The organism is Brevibacillus brevis (genome assembly GCF_022026395.1).
In the GTDB taxonomy this organism is placed as follows: domain Bacteria; phylum Bacillota; class Bacilli; order Brevibacillales; family Brevibacillaceae; genus Brevibacillus.
Window position 1 is genome coordinate 5,933,625 of the sequence record NZ_CP041767.1, and the last position, 23,249, is coordinate 5,956,873.

19 protein-coding genes are annotated in these 23,249 nt (G+C 47.6%); 7 read left to right on the forward strand and 12 right to left on the reverse strand.

Annotated features, from left to right (window positions below; all coding sequences use genetic code 11):
• Positions 1–10 precede the first annotated feature (10 nt).
• From FO446_RS27895 to FO446_RS27915, 5 genes are all read left to right on the forward strand, one after another.
• On the forward strand, positions 11–1,774 hold the full coding sequence (locus FO446_RS27895; protein WP_237899621.1) for an SH3 domain-containing protein: 1,764 nt from the start codon (positions 11–13) through the stop codon (positions 1,772–1,774).
• Positions 1,775–1,926: 152 nt separating this feature from the next.
• Positions 1,927–2,559 (forward strand): LysE family translocator, encoded by a 633-nt coding sequence (locus FO446_RS27900; protein WP_237899622.1) that lies wholly within the window; start codon positions 1,927–1,929, stop codon positions 2,557–2,559.
• Between the two features lie 11 nt (positions 2,560–2,570).
• Positions 2,571–3,203, forward strand: coding sequence for a YHYH domain-containing protein (locus tag FO446_RS27905; protein ID WP_237899623.1), 633 nt, complete (start codon positions 2,571–2,573; stop codon positions 3,201–3,203).
• Positions 3,204–3,468: 265 nt separating this feature from the next.
• The gene (locus tag FO446_RS27910) at positions 3,469–4,086 is read left to right on the forward strand and encodes a class D sortase (RefSeq protein ID WP_237899625.1); all 618 of its coding nucleotides are present in this window, start codon (positions 3,469–3,471) and stop codon (positions 4,084–4,086) included.
• 50 nt (positions 4,087–4,136) lie between these two features.
• Positions 4,137–9,029, forward strand: coding sequence for a collagen binding domain-containing protein (locus tag FO446_RS27915; RefSeq protein WP_237899626.1), 4,893 nt, complete (start codon positions 4,137–4,139; stop codon positions 9,027–9,029).
• A 55-nt stretch (positions 9,030–9,084) separates the two neighbouring features.
• Here FO446_RS27915 and FO446_RS27920 read toward each other — a convergent pair whose 3' ends face one another.
• A complete protein-coding gene (locus tag FO446_RS27920; protein WP_237899627.1) occupies positions 9,085–10,035 on the reverse strand; it encodes a lipase/acyltransferase domain-containing protein in 951 nt (316 codons plus the stop codon).
• Between the two features lie 240 nt (positions 10,036–10,275).
• On the opposite strand from FO446_RS27920, the gene FO446_RS27925 reads away from it, so the two are divergent.
• A complete protein-coding gene (locus tag FO446_RS27925) occupies positions 10,276–11,898 on the forward strand; it encodes a family 10 glycosylhydrolase (RefSeq protein WP_237899628.1) in 1,623 nt (540 codons plus the stop codon).
• Between the two features lie 70 nt (positions 11,899–11,968).
• On the opposite strand, the gene FO446_RS27930 is transcribed toward FO446_RS27925, so the two are convergent.
• From FO446_RS27930 to FO446_RS27950, 5 genes are all read right to left on the reverse strand, one after another.
• Positions 11,969–12,883 carry an iron-hydroxamate ABC transporter substrate-binding protein gene (locus FO446_RS27930; protein WP_419466139.1) on the reverse strand — a complete coding sequence of 305 codons (915 nt, stop codon included), beginning with the start codon at positions 12,881–12,883 and terminating at the stop codon, positions 11,969–11,971.
• A 205-nt stretch (positions 12,884–13,088) separates the two neighbouring features.
• Positions 13,089–13,493, reverse strand: a complete 405-nt coding sequence (locus tag FO446_RS27935; RefSeq protein ID WP_232773653.1) for a hypothetical protein — start codon at positions 13,491–13,493, stop codon at positions 13,089–13,091.
• 211 nt (positions 13,494–13,704) lie between these two features.
• Positions 13,705–14,640, reverse strand: a complete 936-nt coding sequence (locus FO446_RS27940) for a hypothetical protein (RefSeq protein WP_237899630.1) — start codon at positions 14,638–14,640, stop codon at positions 13,705–13,707.
• Positions 14,609–15,196: an RNA polymerase sigma factor gene (locus FO446_RS27945; protein WP_173611789.1), complete on the reverse strand. Its 588-nt coding sequence runs from the start codon at positions 15,194–15,196 to the stop codon at positions 14,609–14,611. The genes FO446_RS27940 and FO446_RS27945 overlap by 32 nt, the downstream gene beginning before the upstream one ends.
• Before the next feature lie 100 nt (positions 15,197–15,296).
• On the reverse strand, positions 15,297–16,394 hold the full coding sequence (locus FO446_RS27950) for a nitric oxide synthase oxygenase (RefSeq protein WP_173611788.1): 1,098 nt from the start codon (positions 16,392–16,394) through the stop codon (positions 15,297–15,299).
• 242 nt (positions 16,395–16,636) lie between these two features.
• On the opposite strand from FO446_RS27950, the gene FO446_RS27955 reads away from it, so the two are divergent.
• The gene (locus tag FO446_RS27955) at positions 16,637–17,497 is read left to right on the forward strand and encodes an S-layer homology domain-containing protein (protein WP_237899631.1); all 861 of its coding nucleotides are present in this window, start codon (positions 16,637–16,639) and stop codon (positions 17,495–17,497) included.
• A gap of 121 nt (positions 17,498–17,618) precedes the next feature.
• On the opposite strand, the gene FO446_RS27960 is transcribed toward FO446_RS27955, so the two are convergent.
• The 6 genes from FO446_RS27960 to FO446_RS27985 are packed head-to-tail and all read right to left on the reverse strand — an operon-like array spanning position 17,619 to position 23,200.
• Positions 17,619–18,185 carry a glycerol-3-phosphate responsive antiterminator gene (locus tag FO446_RS27960; RefSeq protein ID WP_173626393.1) on the reverse strand — a complete coding sequence of 189 codons (567 nt, stop codon included), beginning with the start codon at positions 18,183–18,185 and terminating at the stop codon, positions 17,619–17,621.
• A 1-nt stretch (position 18,186) separates the two neighbouring features.
• The gene (locus tag FO446_RS27965) at positions 18,187–19,008 is read right to left on the reverse strand and encodes a sugar phosphate isomerase/epimerase family protein (RefSeq protein WP_237899633.1); all 822 of its coding nucleotides are present in this window, start codon (positions 19,006–19,008) and stop codon (positions 18,187–18,189) included.
• Between the two features lie 18 nt (positions 19,009–19,026).
• Complete coding sequence (locus FO446_RS27970; RefSeq protein WP_047070123.1) at positions 19,027–19,830, reverse strand: carbohydrate ABC transporter permease; 804 nt, start codon at positions 19,828–19,830, stop codon at positions 19,027–19,029.
• A 12-nt stretch (positions 19,831–19,842) separates the two neighbouring features.
• On the reverse strand, positions 19,843–20,730 hold the full coding sequence (locus FO446_RS27975) for a carbohydrate ABC transporter permease (RefSeq protein ID WP_047070124.1): 888 nt from the start codon (positions 20,728–20,730) through the stop codon (positions 19,843–19,845).
• A 27-nt stretch (positions 20,731–20,757) separates the two neighbouring features.
• Positions 20,758–22,074: an ABC transporter substrate-binding protein gene (locus FO446_RS27980; protein WP_237899635.1), complete on the reverse strand. Its 1,317-nt coding sequence runs from the start codon at positions 22,072–22,074 to the stop codon at positions 20,758–20,760.
• A 25-nt stretch (positions 22,075–22,099) separates the two neighbouring features.
• On the reverse strand, positions 22,100–23,200 hold the full coding sequence (locus FO446_RS27985) for an ABC transporter ATP-binding protein (RefSeq protein WP_237899637.1): 1,101 nt from the start codon (positions 23,198–23,200) through the stop codon (positions 22,100–22,102).
• Positions 23,201–23,249: the final 49 nt, after the last annotated feature.

A 23,249-nucleotide genomic window follows, 5' to 3' on the forward strand; every position in this document is an offset into this window, starting at 1 on the left:
GGAGCCTTTTATGCTGCCTATCTCTCCCTATCATAGGTCCCTTTGGGTACGTAATATTTTTCTCGGACTCTTTGCCTTGGGTTTGATCGCCGTTCTGTTCAAGCTCGGATTCGGATACAAGCAGATTACGTTGTATAAACAAGCAAAGGCGTTTTACGAACAAAAGAACTTGCTGCAAGCCGAGGAAACCTTTTCTCGTGCGCACGATATGGCTGTCCTGTCCTACGGGGATGACGAATGGAATTCTATCATGTTCCTACTGACTTCGATCCGTACTGAGCTGGAGGGGCTTCAACAGCAATCGCTCGCGGCCATTTCGGAAAAGAAGGTCGCAGAAATCGGCGCGGTCTACGAACAATACCAGGCAGTCAAACAGAAATATCAGAATCAAAAGGACGTACCAGGGATGTTTTTCCAGCAATTGTCCGCTCAGATGGGTATGGATAAGAGCTTTTCCGATTATTACTTGAATGCCTTGCAAACAGCAAAGGCTCAGGCACAAGCGAATCTCGAAAAGGAAAAATATCAGGACGAATCTTTCATTGAAACACTCCTTGCCATTCCAGATGAATACTACGGCGGCAAAAAGAAGAAGCAGGCAGAGCTCACGGCCTTGTTCCAGGACTATGAAAAGACGAAGCTACGGAAATTGATCGCTTCTGCTCCTTTTGAAGAAGTCATCACCAAAACGGCTACAAGCATACGTCATTACGAAAAATTGGGTATTGAGACAGATTGGCTAGTGGGTCAGTTGGAAAAGTATGCGCTAGCTGAAATCAAGGAAGTCATTCGTTCAAAGGATTTGAGTGCCTTCGTTGACATGGCAGCCGCCTATCGCAAAATCGAGGATGTGCTGTCCAGTGATTCACCTGTCCTCGATTCGATCACCCGCTATCTGGAAGGCAAGCTTAAGCAGGCAGAACAATACATCAAGTCGTTCGAGTTCACCAAAGCACGTGAATTGTACGAACAGTTGAATCCGCTCCAGGATACAGCTACACTCCTGTCCGATCTGGAAAAGCTCTGGTTGGAATACGATCCAGCACGCTTATTGCAATTGAGATATCCAGACAGAACGTTCACCGACATGCTCTCTGGCACAGATCGCTGGGGAGCAAAGCTTTACGCATTTGGACTCTCTGAGGCAGATCAACGTCTTTATTTCGCAGCGAAAATGCCAAATGACTCGATCCTCTATTTGGATCAGTCGCTCGATGCAGACATGAAATCGGCAAAGGCTAAGATCGACGATACTCTCGGAACTAAAGAAAAGCCTGTGATTATCGTGAGTGCATCCGGCAAGGAGCGTGCTAACGCCTACACGGCACTCTCTCCGAATTTGACAAAAGAGTCACTTGATAAGCGCTTTTCGGTTGAGGCTGATGAACTCAGCGTAGAGGACTCCGAGCATGTGATCATGAAAAATGCGGTAGGCAAAGGGGAAAACGAAATCGCTTTGTTCAAGCTCGAGGACAATGGCTTGGCTTATATGGAAAAGCTGGCTGACTTGGAGGAGGGTTCCGAAGAAACGACCGAGGGAACCGGGTCAGAAGAAGCGCCTTCCCCTGCTGACGGCACAACAGAAGCGACGGATAAAACTCCCCCTGCCACTCAAAAAATCGATGTTTTTGCAGGACCCGGTGAAGAATATGAGAAGATCGGTCAGGTAGCAGCAGATGGTTCCTTCCAAGTCATCGCAGATCTGAATGGCTGGTATCAGATTGTGTTTGATGGAAAAGAAGGCTGGATACGCACTGCCGAATCAACGCCGTAATCTGTTTGCTGAATTAGGAGCTCCCCCTCGCGATCATGGCATACCTTCCTTGATCTGCGTCGGGAGCTTTTCCTCATTTTTCCGCGTTGCGCTAGGTGTCAGATTATTCTATAATTTATTTTTATTTTATAGACAGATAGGAGTGAGAAGAGATGTTTGGAATCGTTCATTATGAAGCATTTCTGATGACCGCGATCATGTTGAACCTGATACCCGGCTCAGACACGATGTACATCATCACCCGCAGCATTTCGCAAGGAAAACAGGCAGGTATTCTTTCGGTTCTCGGCATTTTGACAGGCTCACTCATTCACACGCTCTTGGCTGCTTTCGGCTTGTCGCTCATTTTGGCGCAGTCCATCGTGCTTTTTAACATCGTCAAAATATTGGGCGTCGCCTATCTCGTCTATTTGGGCATTCGGATGCTCATGGCAAAGGAATCACCAGCTTTTGACGCAGCCGATTCCAAGAAGGTGAAGGGTGAAAAGGTCTATCTGCAAGCGATCCTGACAAGTGTCACGAATCCAAAGGTCGCCCTGTTTTTCATCGCCTTCCTCCCGCAATTTGTTAGCGCGACGGAAGCCGGACCACTTCCTTTCCTTATTCTTGGTCTTACTTTTACCGTTACGGGTGGCATCTGGTGTAGTCTCCTCGCCCTGTTTGCTTCCTTTGCTACACAAAAATTGCGCAATAACCAGAAGTTCTCTGTCATTCTCAACAAGCTGACGGGGATTGTTTTTATCGGGATGGGGTTGAATTTGTTGCGGGCGAAAGCGAATCCTTAGGAGGTTTGTCTATGAAAAAGATTATTTCAGTACTCGCACTCATTCTTTGCTTTGCTTTTTTACCTGTTCAAATGATTGAAGCACATCCAGGCAGAACGGATGCAAATGGTGGGCACACCTGTAGAACAAACTGCGAAAAATGGGGATTACAGTATGGAGAATATCACTATCACAACGGTGGCGGTGGTTCTTCCAACAGCCAAGTGAAAAAATTGGCCCCTCCAAAACCAGCGGCCCCCCGTACACAACCTAAAATACTACCTTCAAAAACAATTGTTGCTGTAGACAATGCTAACGTTTATTCTGCTCCATCCCTTGACTCTGTCGTTACTGCAACCCTATGGTATGGTTTTGAAATCAAAGCATCCGGTACACAGCCAGAATTTATCGCCATGGATCAAGGTTACGTTTCCAAAACAATGGTCACCTCTTATACACCAATTACTCCCAAGACCGTTAAAATTCAAGGAGAGAAAGGCTACTTCTTCTCGACCCCTTCCACAGAAAGTCCAGGCAGGGGCTACGCTGTCAGAGATGCACTTGTTCAAGTAGTCGGTGAACGTGGAGATTGGTATTACGGCGCCACCATCGATGAAAATGGGAAGGTTTTAGTTGGATTTGTTTCGAAAAGCGTCGCCTATTAACTATAGAAAAAAGACCGAAAAAGCCAGGCAGGAGATTCTTTCTCCTCTGGCTTTTTTCATGTTCAGAAATTGTTTAGATCAAATGATTATGATACCTCTAGGCATTTTTTCACAACTGGAACAGCGGGTGAATCTGTTGTTCTCGACTAGCAAGATTTGTACAACGAAGAATGCCCTTGTTGAAAAAGTTTAGTATAACTAAAAATCAAGACAAGGGGGGGGAAAGATGAATTGAGTTAACGGTGCAAAAAGGGAGTTGAAGAATGTGCGAGTGCTGTTAAGTGCTGGGTTTATCTTGGCAGGCTTATTCCTCCTTTTCTATCCTCAATGGGAAACGGCGGTATCTGCACAAAAGCAAGAACAGCTCATCGAAGCGTTCGAACAACTGAGCAACGTCAGCGAGCAAATAGAAACATCTACATCCGAGGACCCACCAGCTCCTCAGATACAAGCGCCGCTCGCTATGTTGGAAGGTGCCAGAGGCGTGATTCGGATTCCCAAAATTGATCTGGAAATGATGATTTTTGAAGGCGCGGACAAGCATGCCTTGAGTAAAGGGGTTGGCCTGATCGAGCCAGACAAGGAATTCGGTGTGAACAATGTTGGACTGGCAGGTCATCGCGGGATTACTCATGGTAAGCAATTCAATCGTTTGGACGAACTAGCACCTAATGATGAGATTGAGATCAGGACGAAAACGGCAACCTACCAATTCGTTGTCGTGAAAGCCTTTGTCGTAGATCGTACACAAATAGAAGTTCTAGTGGATCAAAAGAAGCCATTGATCACCTTGGTCACATGCACCCCTGTTGGAGCAAAAGATCCGAAGGACAGACTGATCGTTCAAGCTGAATGGAAACAAACGACTTCATCTCAGCCCTAACACTTCCTACTGAAAGAATGAGCTAGTTTGATTACGTACAGGAGGAGCATATGCAAAGGAAATCTTGGGTCGTTGTGGTGGCACTTTTGCTCATCATCCAAAACTTTTTCGGTTTCACGACAACCACGTATGCCCAAACACAAGATGAGGTTGTCGTTGGCAATAGTGGGGAGCCGGGCACAGGGACTCCTACCGATCCGGGCACAGGAACTCCTACCGATCCGGGCACAGGAACTCCTACCGATCCGGGCACAGGAACCCCTACCGATCCGGGCACAGGAACCCCTACCGATCCGGGTACAGGAACTCCTACCGATCCGGGCACAGGAACTCCTACCGATCCGGGCACAGGGACTCCTACCGATCCGGGTACAGGAACTCCTACCGATCCGAGCACAGGAACTCCTACCGATCCGGGCACAGGAACTCCTACCGATCCGGGTACAGGAACCCCTACCGATCCGGGCACAGGAACCCCTACCGATCCGGGTACAGGGACTCCTACCGATCCGGGCACGGGAACTCCTACCGATCCGGGCACGGGAACTCCGACTACTCCGCCGGGCACGGGAACTCCGACTACGCCACCTGTTGAACCACCAGTTCCTCTACCAGAGGTACCGGTACCAGTTCCAGACCCTGAAGACAACATCATCAAAGACAACATCATCACCAGCGTAGTCATGAAGGACAAAGACGGAAACAACATTGAAGACATCCGCCCTGATCAGGGCTCGCGTGTTCAAGTTGATTTCACTTGGAAAATCCCTGCTGGACATCCTTACTCAGAAGGTGCCACCTTTACCTTCCCTCTCCCAGATAAGTTTCGGACCGATCGCGTTTTGACCGGAGATCTGAACGGAGGATACGGCACCTATGAAGTAACAACAGATGGCACCGTCACTTTCATTTTTAGTGATAGCATCAATGACGGCGCAGAGATCAATGACGGAACGTTCTATGTATGGCGGGAATTTGATGAGAAAAAATTTGAGGGCGGCACGAGACAGGAAATCGATTTTAAATTCGATGGCATCGCCCCGATCTCTGTCCATTTCAAAGGCAAAAACAACAATGAAATCGACAAGAACGGAAAAGCAAACAAGGGCATGAATCCTAGCCACCTCGACTGGACCGTCGATTTTAACATGAGTGAAAATCCGATTAAAGGCGCTGTCTTTACGGATGAGATTCCAAGCGGTCTGGACATCGACATGAGCTCGATTAAGGTTTTTCCATTAGAAGTTCAGTTGAATGGCTCTGTTAATCCAATGGCTGAGGTAACTACCTTCACTCCTGAGAAATTGACAGAAGGAAATGGGTTCAAAATGAACTTTGGCGACATCGACGGTGCTTATCGGGTCACGTACAAGACCAACGTCACTGGTACGACAGATACAACCTACACGAATAAAGCCACTGTCACAGGAACGAACCTTCCAAAGGATTTAATCGATTCCGCCAATGTCCCTGTTCGATTCAGCCAGCCTTTGAACAAAAAAGCGATTGGCTATGATTACAACACGCAAACAATCACCTGGGCTATTCAGTACAACTACAATGAAAAACTGATCAAGCAAAGCGATGCATGGCTCGAAGATCGCTTCGATACCAGTCATCAAGAGCTCGTGAATAGTTCTTTTACCGTTCATAAAATGACCATCGGCGACAACGGAAACGGAACAAAAGACGGGGCTGCCATCAAAGGGTACAACGTAACCCCATCGGATACCGGCTTCCGCTTGGAGTTTGACCATGACGTGTCAGCAGCTTACGAAATCACCTACCAAACCAAAGCCAAAAATCGGGTCCACCAAGACAGCTACCTCGTGAAAAATGAAGTAGAGATCTATGATGGAACCAAAAAAGATGCATCCAGAGAGATCACGCAAGCAATCTTCTGGAAAAACGCCAAAAAGGAAAAAGTCGATTACCTGAATAAAACGATCGAGTGGACGCTTAGTCTAAACGAGGACAATCAGGTGATGGATGAAGTCGTCATTACCGACAGTTATGCGGGACAAGGGCTGACTCTTCTTCCTGACAAAGTAAAAATCAACGATTGGACAAAGGATTTGGAAGAAGGCCCTGACAAAGACTACACCATCTCTCCGAATCCAAAGTACGAGGAAGGATTCAAGATCACCTTCCACAAACCAGTCACAAAAGCCCTTGTGATTACGTACCTGACGAAGTTCGATCCTACTTCCAAGGACCGTCCATCCGCGTACAAAAACAAGGCTGAACTGAACTGGAAGGAAAACGGGAAAGCACAAGACCCCATCACGAAATCCGCTACTGTTAAACCAGACAGCTACACCAGCAATAACGGCAACAAAACAGGCGCATACGACGCCCGCACAAAAGAAATCACATGGACAATCGATGTGAACTATAACCTTCACAAGATTAACAACGCGATTATTCGGGATTTTTATACCGGAGAACAAACTTTTGTGAAAGACTCGTTACGAGTGCATAAATTGTTGCTTACAGGTGGAGCAGACGGCGTGAAAGTGGTCGAAGGACCAGTTGTTCCTATCAAATTCGACCCATTAACCAACGGTTTTGAACTGCATCTTGGAGAGATCGACTCGGCCTATCGCATCACGTACACAACCAGTTTGGCTGATCTCCCTGTCGGAGAAGTGTACGAAAACAATGCCACTATGCATGATAGTGACATAACAGGCACTCCACTCTATAAAGGCAAGACGACCGTGAGACCAGCATACGGTGGGGAGTACGTCCTCAAAACAGGCGTACAGGGTACAGGAGCAGATTCAGAGTATGCAACATGGACAGTAAAAATCAATCCGAGCCAGTCTTATATTTCGGCAGGTGCTGTATTGACCGATACGCTGTCCAGCAATCAAATTCTGATGAAAGATTCCTTCAAGCTCTTTACGACAACCGTCTCTGAATCCGGTGCCTTGGCTATCGGAAAAGAAGTGGCAGTCGAGGACTACACATTAGAAGTGGTCGGCAACACCTTTAAACTGACTTTCAAAAACGACCTGCACACTGCCTACATCCTGGAGTACCGCTCCTTTATCAATGCTGATCATGGAGAAATCATCAAAAACGAAGCCTCTTTTGCAGGGAAAAAAGTTGTAGGTAAAGGTAAAGACGGACAAGATGGTGTCAAAGTCAGCTTGTCGGGCGCTGGTGGCGGAGCCGGCACACCTGGTAAAGGCGACTTGAAAATCGTCAAAACAGACGCAGATTCGAAAAAAGCATTGGCAGGAGCCACGTTTGGTCTTTACGACAAGACAGGAAATACCTTGCTGGAAACAGTCGTGACCGACGAAAATGGCATTGCCACCTTCAAAGGCTACAAATTTAAAGCGTACAAGCTAAAAGAACTATCCGCTCCTGTTGGCTACGTCATCACAGACGAGTACAGAAACGGAAAAGACATTACGTTAAAAGCTCCTGAAGGTGCTGACCCTGCCGCTCCAGTTACAATCGAAATGACCATCGGGAACAAGCTGCTCCGTCAAGGATTTGAGTTAACCAAAGTTGACGCGGAGAATACTGGCAAAACGCTGGAAGGCGCTGTCTTCAATCTGCAGGTTGAAAAGGGCGGAGCGTTCGAAACGATCGCTGAGCTGACAACCGGCTCTGACGGAAAAGTTTCCAAAGGCGATCTGGCAGAAGGCAACTATCAGCTAGTCGAAACGAAAGCTCCGAAGGGATACAAGCTGGATGCGACTCCCCTTTCATTCAAAATCGCCTCCAATCAGACAGAAATTGTGACCCTTACGAAAAAGAACGCCAAAAATATTGGGTCCGTTCAATTGCTGAAAGTGGACCACTACACCAAAGAACCACTTCCTGGCGTAACCTTTGAGCTTCAAGATGCCGACGGGAAAGTACTGCAAAGTGGACTCACAACGAATAAGGACGGTATCCTTCTCCTCGAAAACCTGAAAGCAGGATTCTACCAGCTCGTGGAAACAAAAGCCCTGGCTGATTATGAGCTTGCTGAACCACTGAAATTCGAAGTGACAGAGGAAGGAACTGCCTCTCTCACGTTGACCAACAGATTGAACCCAGGATCTGTGAAACTGACCAAAGTAAGAACAGGATACCCAAATCATAAACTCAAAGGAGCTGAATTTACGCTCCGGGATGAACATGGTCAGGTAGCCAAAGATATGAACGGTCAGGAGCTTACCAAGCTGACTACGGATGGCAACGGAGAGCTGATTGTTGAAGGCCTGAATCCGGGCAAGTATGAGTTTATCGAGACAAAAGCACCTGCTGGTTATGTAAAAAGCAGCAAGCCGATCGAGTTCGAGATTAAAAGAAACCAAGTAGCTGGCGACCATGTGCTCGTCACTGTCGAAAATGACGTGACCTCCGGTGGTGGCGGCGGTGGTGGTGGCGGTGGCGGAAATCCTGATCCAAAACCGGAGCCAGAGCCTGAAAAGCCAGAACCAAAGCCAGAGCCTGAACCAGAACCTAAACCAGAGCCCGAACCGGAAAAGCCAGACAAACCGGAGAAGCCAGACAAACCAGACAAACCCGATAAACCTGACAAACCAGATAAACCTGGCAAACCGGATCAACCTGGCAAACCGGATCAACCTGGAAACCCAGATCAACCTGGAAACCCAGACCAACCTAGAAACCCAGACCAACCTGGCAGCCCAGACCAACCTGGCAACTCGAATCAACCGGGCACTCCTGATGCAAACAACAACACCACGAACCCCAACACTTCAGAAGAGCTGAATCAAACAGAAAATACGACCAAACCAAACGATTCGGGAGCTGCCAATAACTCCAACGTCTTGGAAACCAGCAACGAATCTCCATCAACAGGCAAAGTATTGCCGCAGACTGGAGAACAGGCTAACCCACTCCCTATCGTTGCGGGTATCGTTTCGATCTTGATCGGTATTTCGATCATGTATCGCAGAAGCAAAAAAGCGTAGCTCATCTAAAGAACCAAGTCCAGAGATCTCCCTGGCTTGGTCCTCTTTTTTCTCCCTACTCTAGCAATTGCCGGAGAAGCGGTTCACTTTTATATAAAATCTCCAGATGTGTCGCCTCTACGTAATAACGCTCACCTTCCAGCGCGAATACGCTGCTTGCCATGACATTCCCATCCCCAGCGTCACTATTGATCGATCCCACTGCTCTTCCATCGACCCATTTATCGGGAGACAGCGAAGGGACCGTTCGCAGGTAATGAATCGTTTCATGTCCGATGCCAGCTACCAGCGTGACGCGAATATTGCGGGCTGCGATAATCCCCATCGTTGCGTTCAAGTAGTCCATGTATTGATTTTTCACGACCATTTGCCCATAAGGTACGAAGGCTTCTACCCCCTGGTTTTTCTCCAGCAAATAATCACCGTATGCTGCTGACGGGGTAAGGTCAAGGAGACTGGGGAAGTGTCTGTGAATAGCTTGTATACGATGAAAAGGGATGCTTTGCTCCATATAGGCCAGATATACATTCATGTATAGTTCCACGACATTTCTTTTGGCAGAAACAGAGCGGGGCAGCTTCCCTCCTGCCCAATAGCTGTAGGCGACAGGCGATCCTGCGTTGGGAGTCGCAAAAATGAGCAACTGATCCACATCGTTTTGATAAAATTCGCTCTGGACATACGCTCTAGCAACAAGGCCCCCCATGCTATGGCAAATGAGATTAACACAAGGGGAGCCTGTCGTTTGCTTCGCTCGCTCGATAACAGGCAGCAAAAAGCGCTCGGCGGAAATATCGATCTGCCTTCGCCAATCATAAAAGGCTACAAACAATTGTTCATTGAGGGGGTAACCCATTTTTCCAAGCAAACGGATAAATGGCTCATAAGCCGTTCGGGCAAATCCGAAGCCCCAGTCACCAGTACCCGGAATAATTCGATCACTCATCGACCCAAACAGCCCCGGAACAAAAACAATCGGTGCCTTCTGCGCAAGAAATGAACTCATGCTTGCACTCCTCTCCCTCACTTTTGTCCCATGACTCGAAGGAAAACAACATATGCTTTTGCCTATGTCAGATAAGCTTGGGAGGTTCCCTTTCTTCATCAGTTCCGTCATTTTTTGCCACAATGGGGCGAATCGTTACAATAATCTTCCCACTTGAGCGTAACAAAGCGATATAATAAAGCGTCTAACGAATTGGCTAATGTATTAAGCAAATCTATACTTGTCGGAGGATTGGCAAAAATGAAGGTACGCAAGTGGTTTATGCTTTTGCTAATGTTCGTACTATGTATTCCAACGATGGGGATATCCGTGCAGGCCGCGCAGACACCCTCTGGCATCAGCATCTATTTGGACGGGCAACAAATCAAAAGTGACGTCGCTCCGTACATTGTTCCAAAAGCAGACGTAACGATGGTCCCAATGCGGGTGATCGGTGAAAATCTGGGAGCCGAAGTAAATTGGGAGCCAAAGTCTCAAACCGCAACGATCAGTAAGCAAGATACCTTGTTGTCGCTGACGGTTAATCAAAAGAACGCTCTCGTGAACAACAATAGCGTCCCACTCGATGCTTCTGTTCAGAACAAACAAGGAAGAATTATGGTTCCGCTGCGTTTTGTCTCTGAGCAGTTGGGCCTTACGGTAAAATGGGAAGACAAAACAAGAACCATTCGCCTGCAAAGCGGAAACGTCGCTACCATGACGCCGCCGCCACAGGATGTATTGAGTGAGACTGGCGGTATGGAACCAGGCACACCTGTGGTGACAAACGGAGATTTGCGCGGGGTATGGATATCTACGGTCTACAACTTGGACTGGCCTTCTTCTGGTTCTTACGGAAACCCAGCAAAGCAACAACAAGAATACATACAGCTGCTCGATGAGCTACAAGCGATGGGAATGAACGCTGCTTTCGTGCAAGTTCGCCCATCTGGAGATGCTTTGTATCCTTCTACGCTCACACCATGGTCGAGATTTTTGACGGGAACTCCAGGGAAAGATCCTGGATACGACCCCCTTGCTTTTATGGTAGAAGAAACGCATAGACGCGGGATGCAATTCCATGCTTGGTTCAACCCGTTCCGTGCCACTACAGATGCAAAAACAGACCAATTGCCAGCAAATCACGTGATCAAGCAGCACCCTGACTGGATTGTGAATGCCAACAAAAAGCTGTACATCAACCCGGGTGTTCCGGCGGCACGTCAGCAAATTATCAATGAAGTAATGGAAGTCGTGCAGCGCTACGACATCGATGGTGTCCATCTGGATGATTATTTCTATCCTTCCAATGTCGCCTTTGCAGACGATGCAGCATTCAAGGCTTTTAACAGCAAAAATATCGTGTCCAAAGCAGACTGGCGCCGCGATAATATCAATCAGTTTGTTCAACAATTGAATCAGTCCATCAAGAGCGTCAAGCCTCACATTCAGTTCGGGGTCAGTCCATTCGGTGTATGGCGTAACAGCAACGTCGATCCGACTGGCTCCGATACAAAAGCTGGCGTTACTGCTTATGACCACATGTTTGCCGATGTGCGCACATGGATTCAACAAGGATGGATTGATTATGTAACTCCACAAATTTATTGGAGCTTTTCCTTCGCCCCTGCCCAATACGACAAGCTCGTTACTTGGTGGGCAAACGAAGTACAAGGGACGAACGTCAAGCTCTACATCGGTCACTCCCCTTACAAGCTGGGAACGGCTGAGGCTGGCTGGCAAAGTGCCCAGGAGATTATCAACCAGTTGAATTTCAACGCGATGGTTCCTCAGGTCCAGGGCAGCATTTTCTTTAGTGCCAAGGACTTGCGAAAAAATCCATTAGGTCTCCTCCCAGCTCTTAGCAGTTATTACAACCGCTAGATAAATAGCAAAACCCCCGAATACTCGTAGCAGAGCATACTTGCTACATGTGTTTCGGGGGTTTTTGCTTCTACGTTAGTTTTTCTACTATGAACTCGAGTTGCGCTTCCAGGGAGATCGGGTCATTAAAATAGGAGCCTTTCTGATCAATCTGAAAAACCTTGTTATTTTTTACTGCCGACAAGCCCTTCCAAACGTTTGTACTATAGACATCCTCCGGATTGGCGTCATCTCCGGACCATGCACTGGTAAAAATGTAGTCTCCTGCAAAGTCCGGCAGTGTTTCAAGCGAGACCCCCGCCCAGCCAGTATTGCTATCAATGGCTTCTTTTTGTATGGCATTTGGAGCCTTCAACTGGAACTCCCCGTAAATGATGTCTCCACCCCTTCCGAAGTTGTGCCCAAACGCATAAATCCCCTTGGCGTATGGCTGCAGAATCGAAACGGTTTTATCTCCTACCGCTGCTTGCACCTTAGGTTTTGCCTCACCTATTTTCTTGTCCCATTTAGCAATCCACTCATTTGCCTTGTCTTCTCTTCCTGTCATTTTGCCAAACTCCCGCAGTTCTTCGCGGATTGGCTTCTTACCGTATTGAATCACTACCGTTGGAGCTATTTTGGTGAACTGCTCGATATTTTTATCCCCTTCAAACACAATTAGTAAATCAGGATTTATCGTCAGTACTTTTTCTACCGATGTTCCGTCGCCCACGCTTTCGATACCGCCCAGCTTCCCTTTAAAATACCGGTTTCCCATAGCATGGTCCGTGATACCGATAGGCTTGATCCCCAGCGTCAGAAAATGTCCAACATAGCTGTCCGCAAGTATCACAGCCCGTTTTGGGTCCTTAGGAATTCTCACTGTGCCATTAAACGCCTCGTAGGTGATATATTCATTGTTATTCTCGTTACCTGACTTTTCTTGCGCAGGTTGAGCAGTTGGATTGGCTGGTGTCTGTCCGCAGGCCGATAACATGCTGATCATGACCATAATAAGGGCATAAAGAGCTTGCTAATGCCCATCTTTTTCGTTCTTCGAGATACCCTTTTTACAATCCATCAAAAAAATGCCGCGAAGCAGTTCGCGACATTGGTAGCTATGTTTATTTTTTGGGGGAGAGGGCCCTTATATTTACATAAGGGGAGTTGAGACTTTGAATGGTGAGTTGTGCCGCAGTTACCTTACCGACTTATTTGGTTACTTTGTGGAGACCGAACAGCATGAGGACATCATTATCGCTAGTCTCATACTCTTTCACTTCACCTTTAAAGGAAGTTTCTTTGACAATAATCTTGCTGCCTGTCGCATTTGGTTTCATTTCAATGATATGTGAAGATAGATTAAGATCGTCTGCCTTGATACCTAACTTCTCGGAGAGATCCTTAACCGTAGCCTTGAAATCACCTAATTTACTGTCTTTAATGGTTACTCCCTGGCCATCCTCAGAAAAAACGAATGAAATTCTGAGGTCTAGGTTACTTTTTTCCTCTACGTTTGCTTTTGCATCTGCCGTTGTGGTTGCATACGGTATAACAGTCCCAATCACCCCAGTAAGTAACAAAGCTGATGCAGTCGTCATCCATTTCTTTTTCATTGGTCTCGCTCCTTTTTATTTCCTTTTTTGTTTGCAAGTAAATCTCTTACTCTCTTACTTGCTAAATCTAGGGTAAGAGGAAATGTTAAAAAAAATTGTGGGGTAAAGCTAAAATTTTCCTTAATTCATCGTGCATCACTCGTTCTCCGAGATACCATTTACAACCCGTCACAAAAAAATGCCGCGAAGCATGTTCGCGACATTGATAGCTTTATTTTTTCGGCATCATGGCATTTACAAACTCGCTGATGTTTCCTTTGGTCAATACATCCCCAGTCGCGACTACTTCGTACTGCATCTTCTTGCCAGCGTACTCCATCACCCAAACGATGTTCTTTTCAACCCCGTCTTTACTAGCTTCTTCTGTATACAGCACTTCGATTTGTCCTACTTTAACTACCTCTTTTTGCTGTTCATCCTGATTTATCACATAAGTGGTACTGTCTTCTACATCTTCATAATTGGAGATGTTCAAATTTAAATAGCTTTTCCCAGACCTATATGTCGCATATAGCGTATCTAGCTCATTTGTCCATTCCAATGGCTGAATAACATATTCTTTCTTCTCTTGCTCTGCCTTTTTGTACAAAGCTTCCTTGTCATACTCTCTCTTGATGTCAAATGTGAGGTTGGCATCTTCAAAGGAATAACCCCCTGGCAATGTCTCAGGCACAAATATATGATCTCCCACTTTCTTGCGTAGATCGGCCAAATTGGCAAATTCAAATGCTTTATAGAGTGTTGCAACCGCTTTTTTGGGATTGTGGTCGGCGATATAAACGGCTGCAGCAGTTCCAGGCTCCATGCTTCTAGTAATTTCTGAACGTTTATCTTGATATTTCTTTGTTTCAGGGTCTAATTCTTTTACAATTTTCGGTTCCCCCGGGATTTGGGAGATATCTTTCTGCTGATAAATAACTTCGCCTTTTTCATCCTTCAACTGATAGAACTGGACAGCAGCATAACCCGATGAAATACTTGCGATCAAACCAATGGCAACTAATATGCTTACCTTGTACTTCACAAAAAATCTCTCCTTCTCTCGTTTGATTTTTGTCATTACTTGATGGCTAATATCAATCTCCTGCGGGATACGCGGGTCGTTGAACAGGTCCTTAATACTCTCGTGCGATTTGTTTCGACTCATCGTGAGCTGACCCTCCCTTCCCTAAAGGAGAATAAGCGGATCGGAACTTCGATGCCGTACGCTCGAATTTTTTGCGCAGACTCGCAGCGTTTTTGTTCATGATCAAGGAAATTTCCTCGTACGTCTTTTCTTCCACGCCTCGCAGCAAGAGAAGCGTTCTTTCCTCTACCGAGAGTGTCTGCATGGCAAGAAATACATCCTCACTAAAATAAACATTTTCAATATGCAGCTCGATGTCTGATTGAGACTCTTTGTCCTGCATCAAAAATGGCAACAACTTTGTCCATTTCCTTTTTCTGATGAGATCGATGCAGTGGTGATAGGCAATTTTATAAAGCCAAGCTGCGAACGGCATAATTGGACTGTATTTTTTCAAATTGCGATAAGCCTTGAAGAAGACCTCCTGTGCGGCATCTTCCGCTTCGCATCGATTCCCCAAGATGTGATAGCAGTAGTGAAATATCGGGGTTTGGTAGCTTTTCATAATGATAGCGTAGCGGTCATCCGCTCCCTGAATGATCTCATCCACGAGTTCTTCTATCTGTTTCGTGTCCACTCTCTCCCTCCTTTCAACTGGTATAACGCACCATAACACCCTGTATGTGACATCGCACGCAAAAAAATGCCGCGAAGCATGTTCGCGACATTGGAAGACCTTATTTTTTGCCGAGCTCCGGCTTGTCTTGGTAAAAGAAATTCGGCGTATGGACTGTGTTGTCGTACAGACTGTGAAAAATGTGTGTAGCTGTTCCGGAGATCGGTGGAACCAGCCATGTCCAGTCACCAGTAACGGCTCGACCACATTTCTCTTCTCTTTCCTCAAATCGCTTGAATTGCTGGCTCGCTGTATGGTGATCGACAATCGATACTCCTTTTTCCTTGAAGGAATGCAGGACGGCTACGTTCAGCTCGATAAGCGCTTTGTCTCTCCACAGCGTCACTTCCCTACTCGTATCAAGCCCCATGACCTCTGCGACCTTTGGCAGCATGTTATATCGCTCTTGATCGGCAAAATTGCGCGCACCGATCTCCGTTCCCATGTACCAGCCGTTAAAAGGCGCAGCCAAATAGTCGATACCGCCAATCTCCATGCGCATATTCGAAACAATAGGAACCCCGTACCATTGCAATTCCAAGTCAGCAAAGCCCGGCAAATCAGGATGCACGATCGGCACCTCCAAGACCAGCTCCTGAGGAATCTCAAAAAACTGCGGCGTCCGATCTCCAATTTGCACGACAAGCGGCAAAACGTCGTAGTTTGTGCCTTTCCCTTGCCATCCCAAGCTCTCACATAGCTTCGTCAGCGAAAGCGAAACTGGATCACCCAATACGCCGTACTCTGTCTCGTATCCCGCGTAGCGAATCAGTTGGTCATTCCAGATGCGCATGGGGAGTCTGCCTGCTACAGCAGGTGCAAATACCGTAATGGTCGGGCGAATTTTCCCTCCATTGGTGGCAAAGTCGATGTGGCGGAGCATGGCCTGCGCCATCTCTTCTTCTGTTTCGACATGCCGCTCATCTATCACCACTAACGATTCCCAAAAGAATCGCCCAATACATCGATTGCTATTGCGCCAGGCCATTTTTGCTCCATGACGAAGCTCCTCGGCCGTATGCTCATAGTATCCCTGCTGATGAATCAGCTGTCGTACTTCTTGCAGTCGTTGCTCGGTTTCGTCCGTTGTCTTGTCCAGTTCACGATAGCATGTCCGGATAAATTGCTCTGCCGCTTCCATCAATTGAATTGGTTCCATATTACCCTCTTTTCACGCTGAAGGGTGTCACTTCGCTGTTATTTTCTTCATCGTAGAATTTTGTTACCTACATTATAAAATTACTCATGCTTGATTACCAATCATGTAGGCATATGGACACATATCTGTAAGAAACACTTACGGAAAAGCTCTCCTAGTTCAAAAGTTGTAACGTCACGGTCTTTTCGCCGATGAAATAAATAAAGATTACCCAGAGTAGGTAAAGAAAGGCAGGAAGGGATATGAAACGCCTCATCCTCTTATTAGCACTTATTATTGGACTAACGACCTTTCAGCAACCTGTAGCACTGGCAGCACCAGCATTTAAAGATGTCGATCCCAAGCAATATGGCTGGGCAATGGACGCTATCTCCTTCATGGTAGACAAGGGGGTCGTCAGCGGCTATCCCGATGGAAGCTTTCAGCCGGGAAGATGGGTGGACAAAGCTGAAATGACGGTGATGATCTATCGCCTGTTTGATCGCTACAGACCTTTCGATCCGAATGGTTACTTTTACGTTTCGGATTATTATCATATTACGCACTTTGCTGATGTACCAAAAAACCACTGGGCCTATCAGGAGATTAGTTCAATTGTGACGAGGAATTGGCGGAATGTAGTTTTTCCTTCACCGGAAGGTTACACCTTCTATCCAGACTCCAAATTGAATCGCATCGGTACAGTTAACGTCCTCCCTGTTTTATGGCTTGAAGCGCTTGACGAAACAGACGACACCTCTATCTTTGGGATCACTTCTACCTTGCGAGATATTCCAGTCATCATTACCTCCGATACGGATTTATCATCCATAGATGATTTTCTCTCAGATGGTCGCTCCTATGAAGATGGGAAAAACCAGACTAACACACTCTTTCCCCTTCTTGTCTTGAAAAAAGGAGACGAACACCGCTTCTATGACATCTACAGTGGAGAAACAGCTTACAAAATCGCCCTCTTGCAACAAAAAGGGGTCATGACTGCATGGAATGGAGAGTTTGAGCCTAACGAAATGCTAACCCGCGCAGAAGCAGTAACGATTTTGTACAGAATGTATATGAGCATGAAGGAATCAGGCTATGTAGACCTATACTCGAGCAAATAGAAGAACAAACTTGTTACTCCCATAAAAACACCTACTCAGCCCCCTCCAGTACATCAACTGGCATGGAGGTGTTTTTATGCAGATGAAAAAAAGACAGGTGCTTCCACACCTGCCCATTCTCCTAAACCGTCATATGATTCCACATCTCCGACTTACTCAATGAAACAGCATCTGCTCCACCCTTCAACGCTTCATTGACCTGCTCCATATTCCAAATCAGCCCGCCCAAAATAATCGGCTGCGACAAATGCTCCTTGATATACGAAATAATAGACGGCGCTATCCCCGGCATGATTTCAATCGCATCCGGCTGGTTTTCCAAGACGTTTTTGATCGTCGTCGTGAGAGAGGTCGAATCGATCAAAAAGACTCGCTGGATCGTCAGCATCCCTTCCTTTTTGGCCGCGCGAATCATCGGTCCTTTGGTAGTGACAATGCCTGTTGGTTGGATATAGGTGGACAAGAAACGAAAAGCCTCTTTGTCATTGGACAAGCCATTCATGAGGTCTGTGTGCAAAAAAATCGGCTTGCTCGACTGACGGATGGTTTCAGCTTCCTCCATCAGCTTGGTCAGCTTTCCGTACATCAACAGGATCGCACAAGCTCTGGACGCCATCGCCTCTCCCAAGCGATCCTGTTCGGTTGCTGCAATAACCGGATTCGTTTTCAAAATCGTTTGCATGTCCATGTTATTTGCCTCCTGCCCTCAGTAGCCGTTCCACACTTGCCTCAGCGCAGGCAAGCTGCTTGGTCTCTACAACCCAATGACCCGCAAATCCGTTGTCTTTTAAAAGTGACAGGATAGGCTCGAACGAGATCGTTCCTTCCCCCACTGCCAAATGATCGTCGAGCTTGCCAAAGTTATCACTCAGGTGCAGAGCGGATAAATAAGGAAGCACCTTTTGCAATGCATCGATCGCATATCCCGGACGAATCAAATGGGCATGGCCTACGTCATACACGATCCGCACACGAGACGAATCGACATGCTGGCATATACGCACGAGATCCTCAACGTTCCACCCCAGCACTTTTGGGTAAGGGGGAACATTCTCGACCGTCAGTATGGTTCTGCTCTCTGCGGACAGCTCAGAGGTCAACACGTGGATTGCCTGACTCACATTTTCCACACCTCTAGCACGCTCTGATTCCGCGAGTCGATCTTCTACTTCCCCCGCATGCATCACGACGTGGGTGCAGTCGAGAAAGCTGGCAATCTCCAGGCAGCGCTTCATCGTGTCCAACGTTTGATCCCGGGTTGGTCCTGAGCCCGCCGCCAGATTGCAGCCGCTAATCGGCGCATGAATCGACCAAGCAATCTCTCTCTCGTTTCCCTGCTGCTTCAACTCTTTCAACTGCTCCCAGGACCAGTCTAAGAGGTCGGCATGATTCTCTTCACACATAATCTCGATGCCCTTCCAGTCTTTTTGCAAAAGCTGAACAATCGCATCACGCAAGGACAGATCAAATAAGGCATAGGTGGATACGGAAAACGAGCCCTTGTCTCTCATGATTCATGACCCTCCCTCTTATTTCACGCCGGAGTGGATGAAGCTGTTGATAAACTGCCGCTGGAACAACAAAAATGCCAGCAACAACGGGAAAATCACCATGACTGTCGCTGCACTTACCTCGGCCCATTGCGCCCCCGTCTCAAACGATTGGGCAAAAATCGCCAGACCGACCGTCAACGGACGATTTTCCACGGAATTCGTAATAATCAGCGGCCACATGAAGTTGTTCCAATGGTAGCTGACCGAGACCAAACCAAACGCAATGTAGGTCGGCTTCGCTAGCGGAACATACACCCGCCACAAAATCTGGAACCAGGAGCAGCCTTCCATCCGTGCCGCCTCCTCCAGCTCGTGCGGGATTGTCTTGAAGGTCTGTCGCAACAGAAAGACCCCGAAGGCCGAAGCGAAATACGGCAGCATAATGCCGATTTTGGTATCCAGCAAAGACAAGTCACGCAGGACGTTGTAGTTGGGGAAAATCAAAATATCCGCCGGGACCATCAGTTGGACCAGGAACAGGACAAACAACACATCCTTTCCCCAAAATTGCAGCTTCGCAAAGGCATAGGCCGCCAGTGTAGCCGTGATCATTTGCGCCACCAAAATACCGGTCACGATCAAAAAGGTATTGATGTAGTACTGGTCAAAGGGTGCTGCGTCCCACACCTTCGCAAAGTTATCGAGTGTAAAATCTGCACTGAGCGACCACGAAGTCGCCAGCTCCCTCGGGCGAAAGGAAGTCCAGACCGCCCAGAGCAAAGGAAACAACCAGAGAACGGCCAAGCCGTACATTCCAACCGTTGTGATTTTGCGAAGCATCTGCCATCCCCCTTAGTTGTAGTGAATCTTTTTATCCATACCAAAAAACTGAAAAGCAGCAACTAACAAGAGCAGCACGACCATGACAATCGTCAATGCCGAGGCCATTCCTTGATCCCAGAAGGAAAACGCCGTCTCGTATATGTAGTAAAGCAAGAGATTGCTGGCATTATCCGGCCCGCCTTTGGTCATGATCACCAAATGGTCTACCAGCTTGAAAGAGTTGGTGAAGGCGATAATACTGACAAACATCGTCGTTGGCATAAGCAACGGAAAGGTGATGCGGCGAAAAACCGTCCACGATGATGCCCCTTCCATGGAGGCGGATTCGTATAGCTCCTGTGAAATGTTTTGCAGCCCTGCCAAATAGAAGATCATGAAATAGCCCGCTTCCTTCCAAATGACCATGAAGATCATCGCCCACATCACATTTTTCTGATCGCCGAGCCAGTTCATGTCGCCTTTTCCGAACCACTCCATCACATGACTAAGCGCACCGTACTCCGGTGTGTAAATAAACAGCCAGATGTTCGCCACGGCAATCATTGGAACAACTGTCGGGTAAAAATAAGCCGTGCGGATAAAGCTCTTCCCTCGTAATGCCTTGTTGGCGAACAGAGCCATACCCAGCGCGAGAGCCACACTCGTCGGCACCGTTCCGATAGCAAACCAGATATTATTGGTCAGCACCTTCCAAAACACTTCATCTTCCACCATTTGTTTATAATTATCTATCCCGTTAAAAAACGGCTCTGGAGAACCCAGATCCGCTTGATGAAAACTGAGTATGAACGTTTGTATAACCGGATAGAAGGTAAACAACAGCAGGAAGATGAGGGAGGGAAGGAGCAAGAGCCAGGCGTACATGTTCACTTTCCATTTTGCGCGTAGTTCCCCCATTGTCGCTCCCCCATTGCCTTGCTTGATTTATTTGTTGAACGGCGCCAGCATCTTGTCCGCTTCTTCCTGCGCTTTTTTCAATGCTTCCGCAGGCTCGGATTGACCCGTGATCACGGATTGCAGCGTGTCGTTCAAGAGCTTTGTCACTTTGCCGTTATTGTGTGTAGACAGCTCAGCATGTCCGTATTCCAGCTGGTCGCGAGCCACTGCTGCTGCAGGGAAGTCTTTGACGTATTGCTTCATCGTCTCTTCCTCGTAAGCAGATTTGCGTGTCGCAACATAACCCGTATCGACACTCCACTGAGCAGCGCGCTTAGGCTCGGTCATAAAGCGAATAAACTTCCATGCTGCTTCCTGTTTCTTTTCATCGGTTCCTTTGAACATGTAGAAGTTACCGCCACCTGTCGGGCTGCCGTAGTTCTTTTTTGCTGGCAAAAACGCTACGCCAAAATCAAACTTCGCGCTTTTCTTCACGTTCGTCAGGTTCCCTGTCGTATGGAACATCATCGCCGTTTTGCCTTCCAGGAAATCAGAAGGCACAGTCGCCCACTCGTTGACGCCTTCAGGCATGACTTGATGCTTTTTGGACAAATCTACCCAAAATTGCAGAGCTTCTACATTTTCTGGCGTATCTAGGAACACTTTTTTCCCATCTTCGGACATCAAGTTCTTGCCGTTTTGCAGGGCCAGCGCTTGGAACATCCAATACGTGAAGCTCGAGGAAGGAATCTCGACGCCGTAGCGTCCGTCCTTTTTCAATTTGGTAGCGTACTGAACTAGCTCATCCCAGGATGTTGGCGGTTTTTCTGGATCGAGGCCGACTTCCTTGAACGCGTCCTTGTTGTAATAGAGCACGATGGTGCTGCGTTGGAATGGAATGCTGTAAGTCTTGCCGTCTACCTGGGAATTCGCCAAGAAGCCCGGGAAGAAATCATTTACGTATTCGCTACCGCCATCCTTGGCAATGAAGTCGTCCAACGGCAGGATTGCGTCCATGTCCATCATCGTATGTAGCTCAGTGGAGAGCATCACCGCTACGTCGGGAGGAGTTTTGCCTTGTACAGCCGCCTGTACTTTTGTCGTTGTATCCTGATAGCTCCCCGTATAGACTGGCTTGACTGTGATATCCGGGTTTTCTTTGTTAAATTCCTCTGCCATGCCGTCCACGATCTTGGTCAAAGGACCGCCAACCGCAACCGGATAATAGAAGGACAGCTCTGTTTTGCCTGACGAATTGGCTCCTTGCGCCGCGTTGTTCGTGGACGAAGAATTGCCACTGGAGCAACCCGTGATCAGACTCATACTCATGACGACCGCAAACAAGCTTTTGACAACTTTACGCATCGCAGTACCTCTCCCTTTTCTTTTCTCAATTGGTCGTAACCGCTAGATTTTTTCCGGTTTCTGCATCAAACACGTTCATCTGGGCTGGATCAAAACGAACATGCAAGGTTTCGCCTCTTTTGCAGTGCCATTGCCCGTTCCATTTGGCCTTCCACAGCTTGTCTCCCACGGTGAATTCCACAATGGTCTCAGAACCGAGTATCTCTACTCCCTGTACAGTGACAGGGAACTGGCAGGAAACATCGACAGATTGCCCTTCAAGGGCGGGCTGCAATGACTCTGGACGCAGACCGAGAACGACCGGGGTCTGGTCCTTGATACCGTGAAACATTGGAAGCGGCAAAAAATGCTGACCTTCCAACTCAATCCCTGCCTGATCTCCTGCCCGCCAAATGGTAGGTACCGTATTCATCGGGGGTGCCCCCGTAAACTCCGCCACGAATAAATTCGCTGGATGGTTGTACACGTCGAGCGGTTTTCCAACTTGCTGAACCTCTCCGTCGCGCAGGACCATCATGCGGTCTGCCATCGTCATCGCTTCCACCTGATCGTGTGTAACGTAAATCATCGTGATACCCAGCTCTTGCTGCAAGCGACGGATTTCCGTACGCATGTGCCCGCGCAGCTTGGCATCCAGATTGGATAACGGCTCGTCCATCAGGCAGATAGGGTGCTGACTGACGATAGCCCGTCCGAGTGCAACGCGCTGTCGTTGTCCCCCGGATAATTCCTTCGGCTTGCGTTGCAAAAGATGCGCGATGCCCAGCATCTCTGCTACACGCTCCAACCGCTTGCTCTGCTCCGCTTTGTCTACCTTTCGAACCTGCAAACCAAACAAAATATTATCCTTTACCGTCAAATGCGGATAAAGTGCGTAATTTTGAAACACCATGGAGATGTTTCGCCCGCTCGGAGGGACTTGGTTCATCGGCTTGCCGCCAATCAACAGCTCTCCCGTGCTGATCTCCTCCAGCCCGGCAATCATGCGCAGTGTGGTTGATTTCCCACAACCAGAAGGTCCTACCAGCACGAAAAATTCTCCTGGCAGAATACGAGCGCTCACTTCATTGACTACCTTCTGGCCCCCATACATCTTGGAAATGCGCCGCAATTCCACTTCAGCCACGACTTTCCCCCCTGAATTTCTCGCTGTTTTTTTACGTATCCCTCGACTA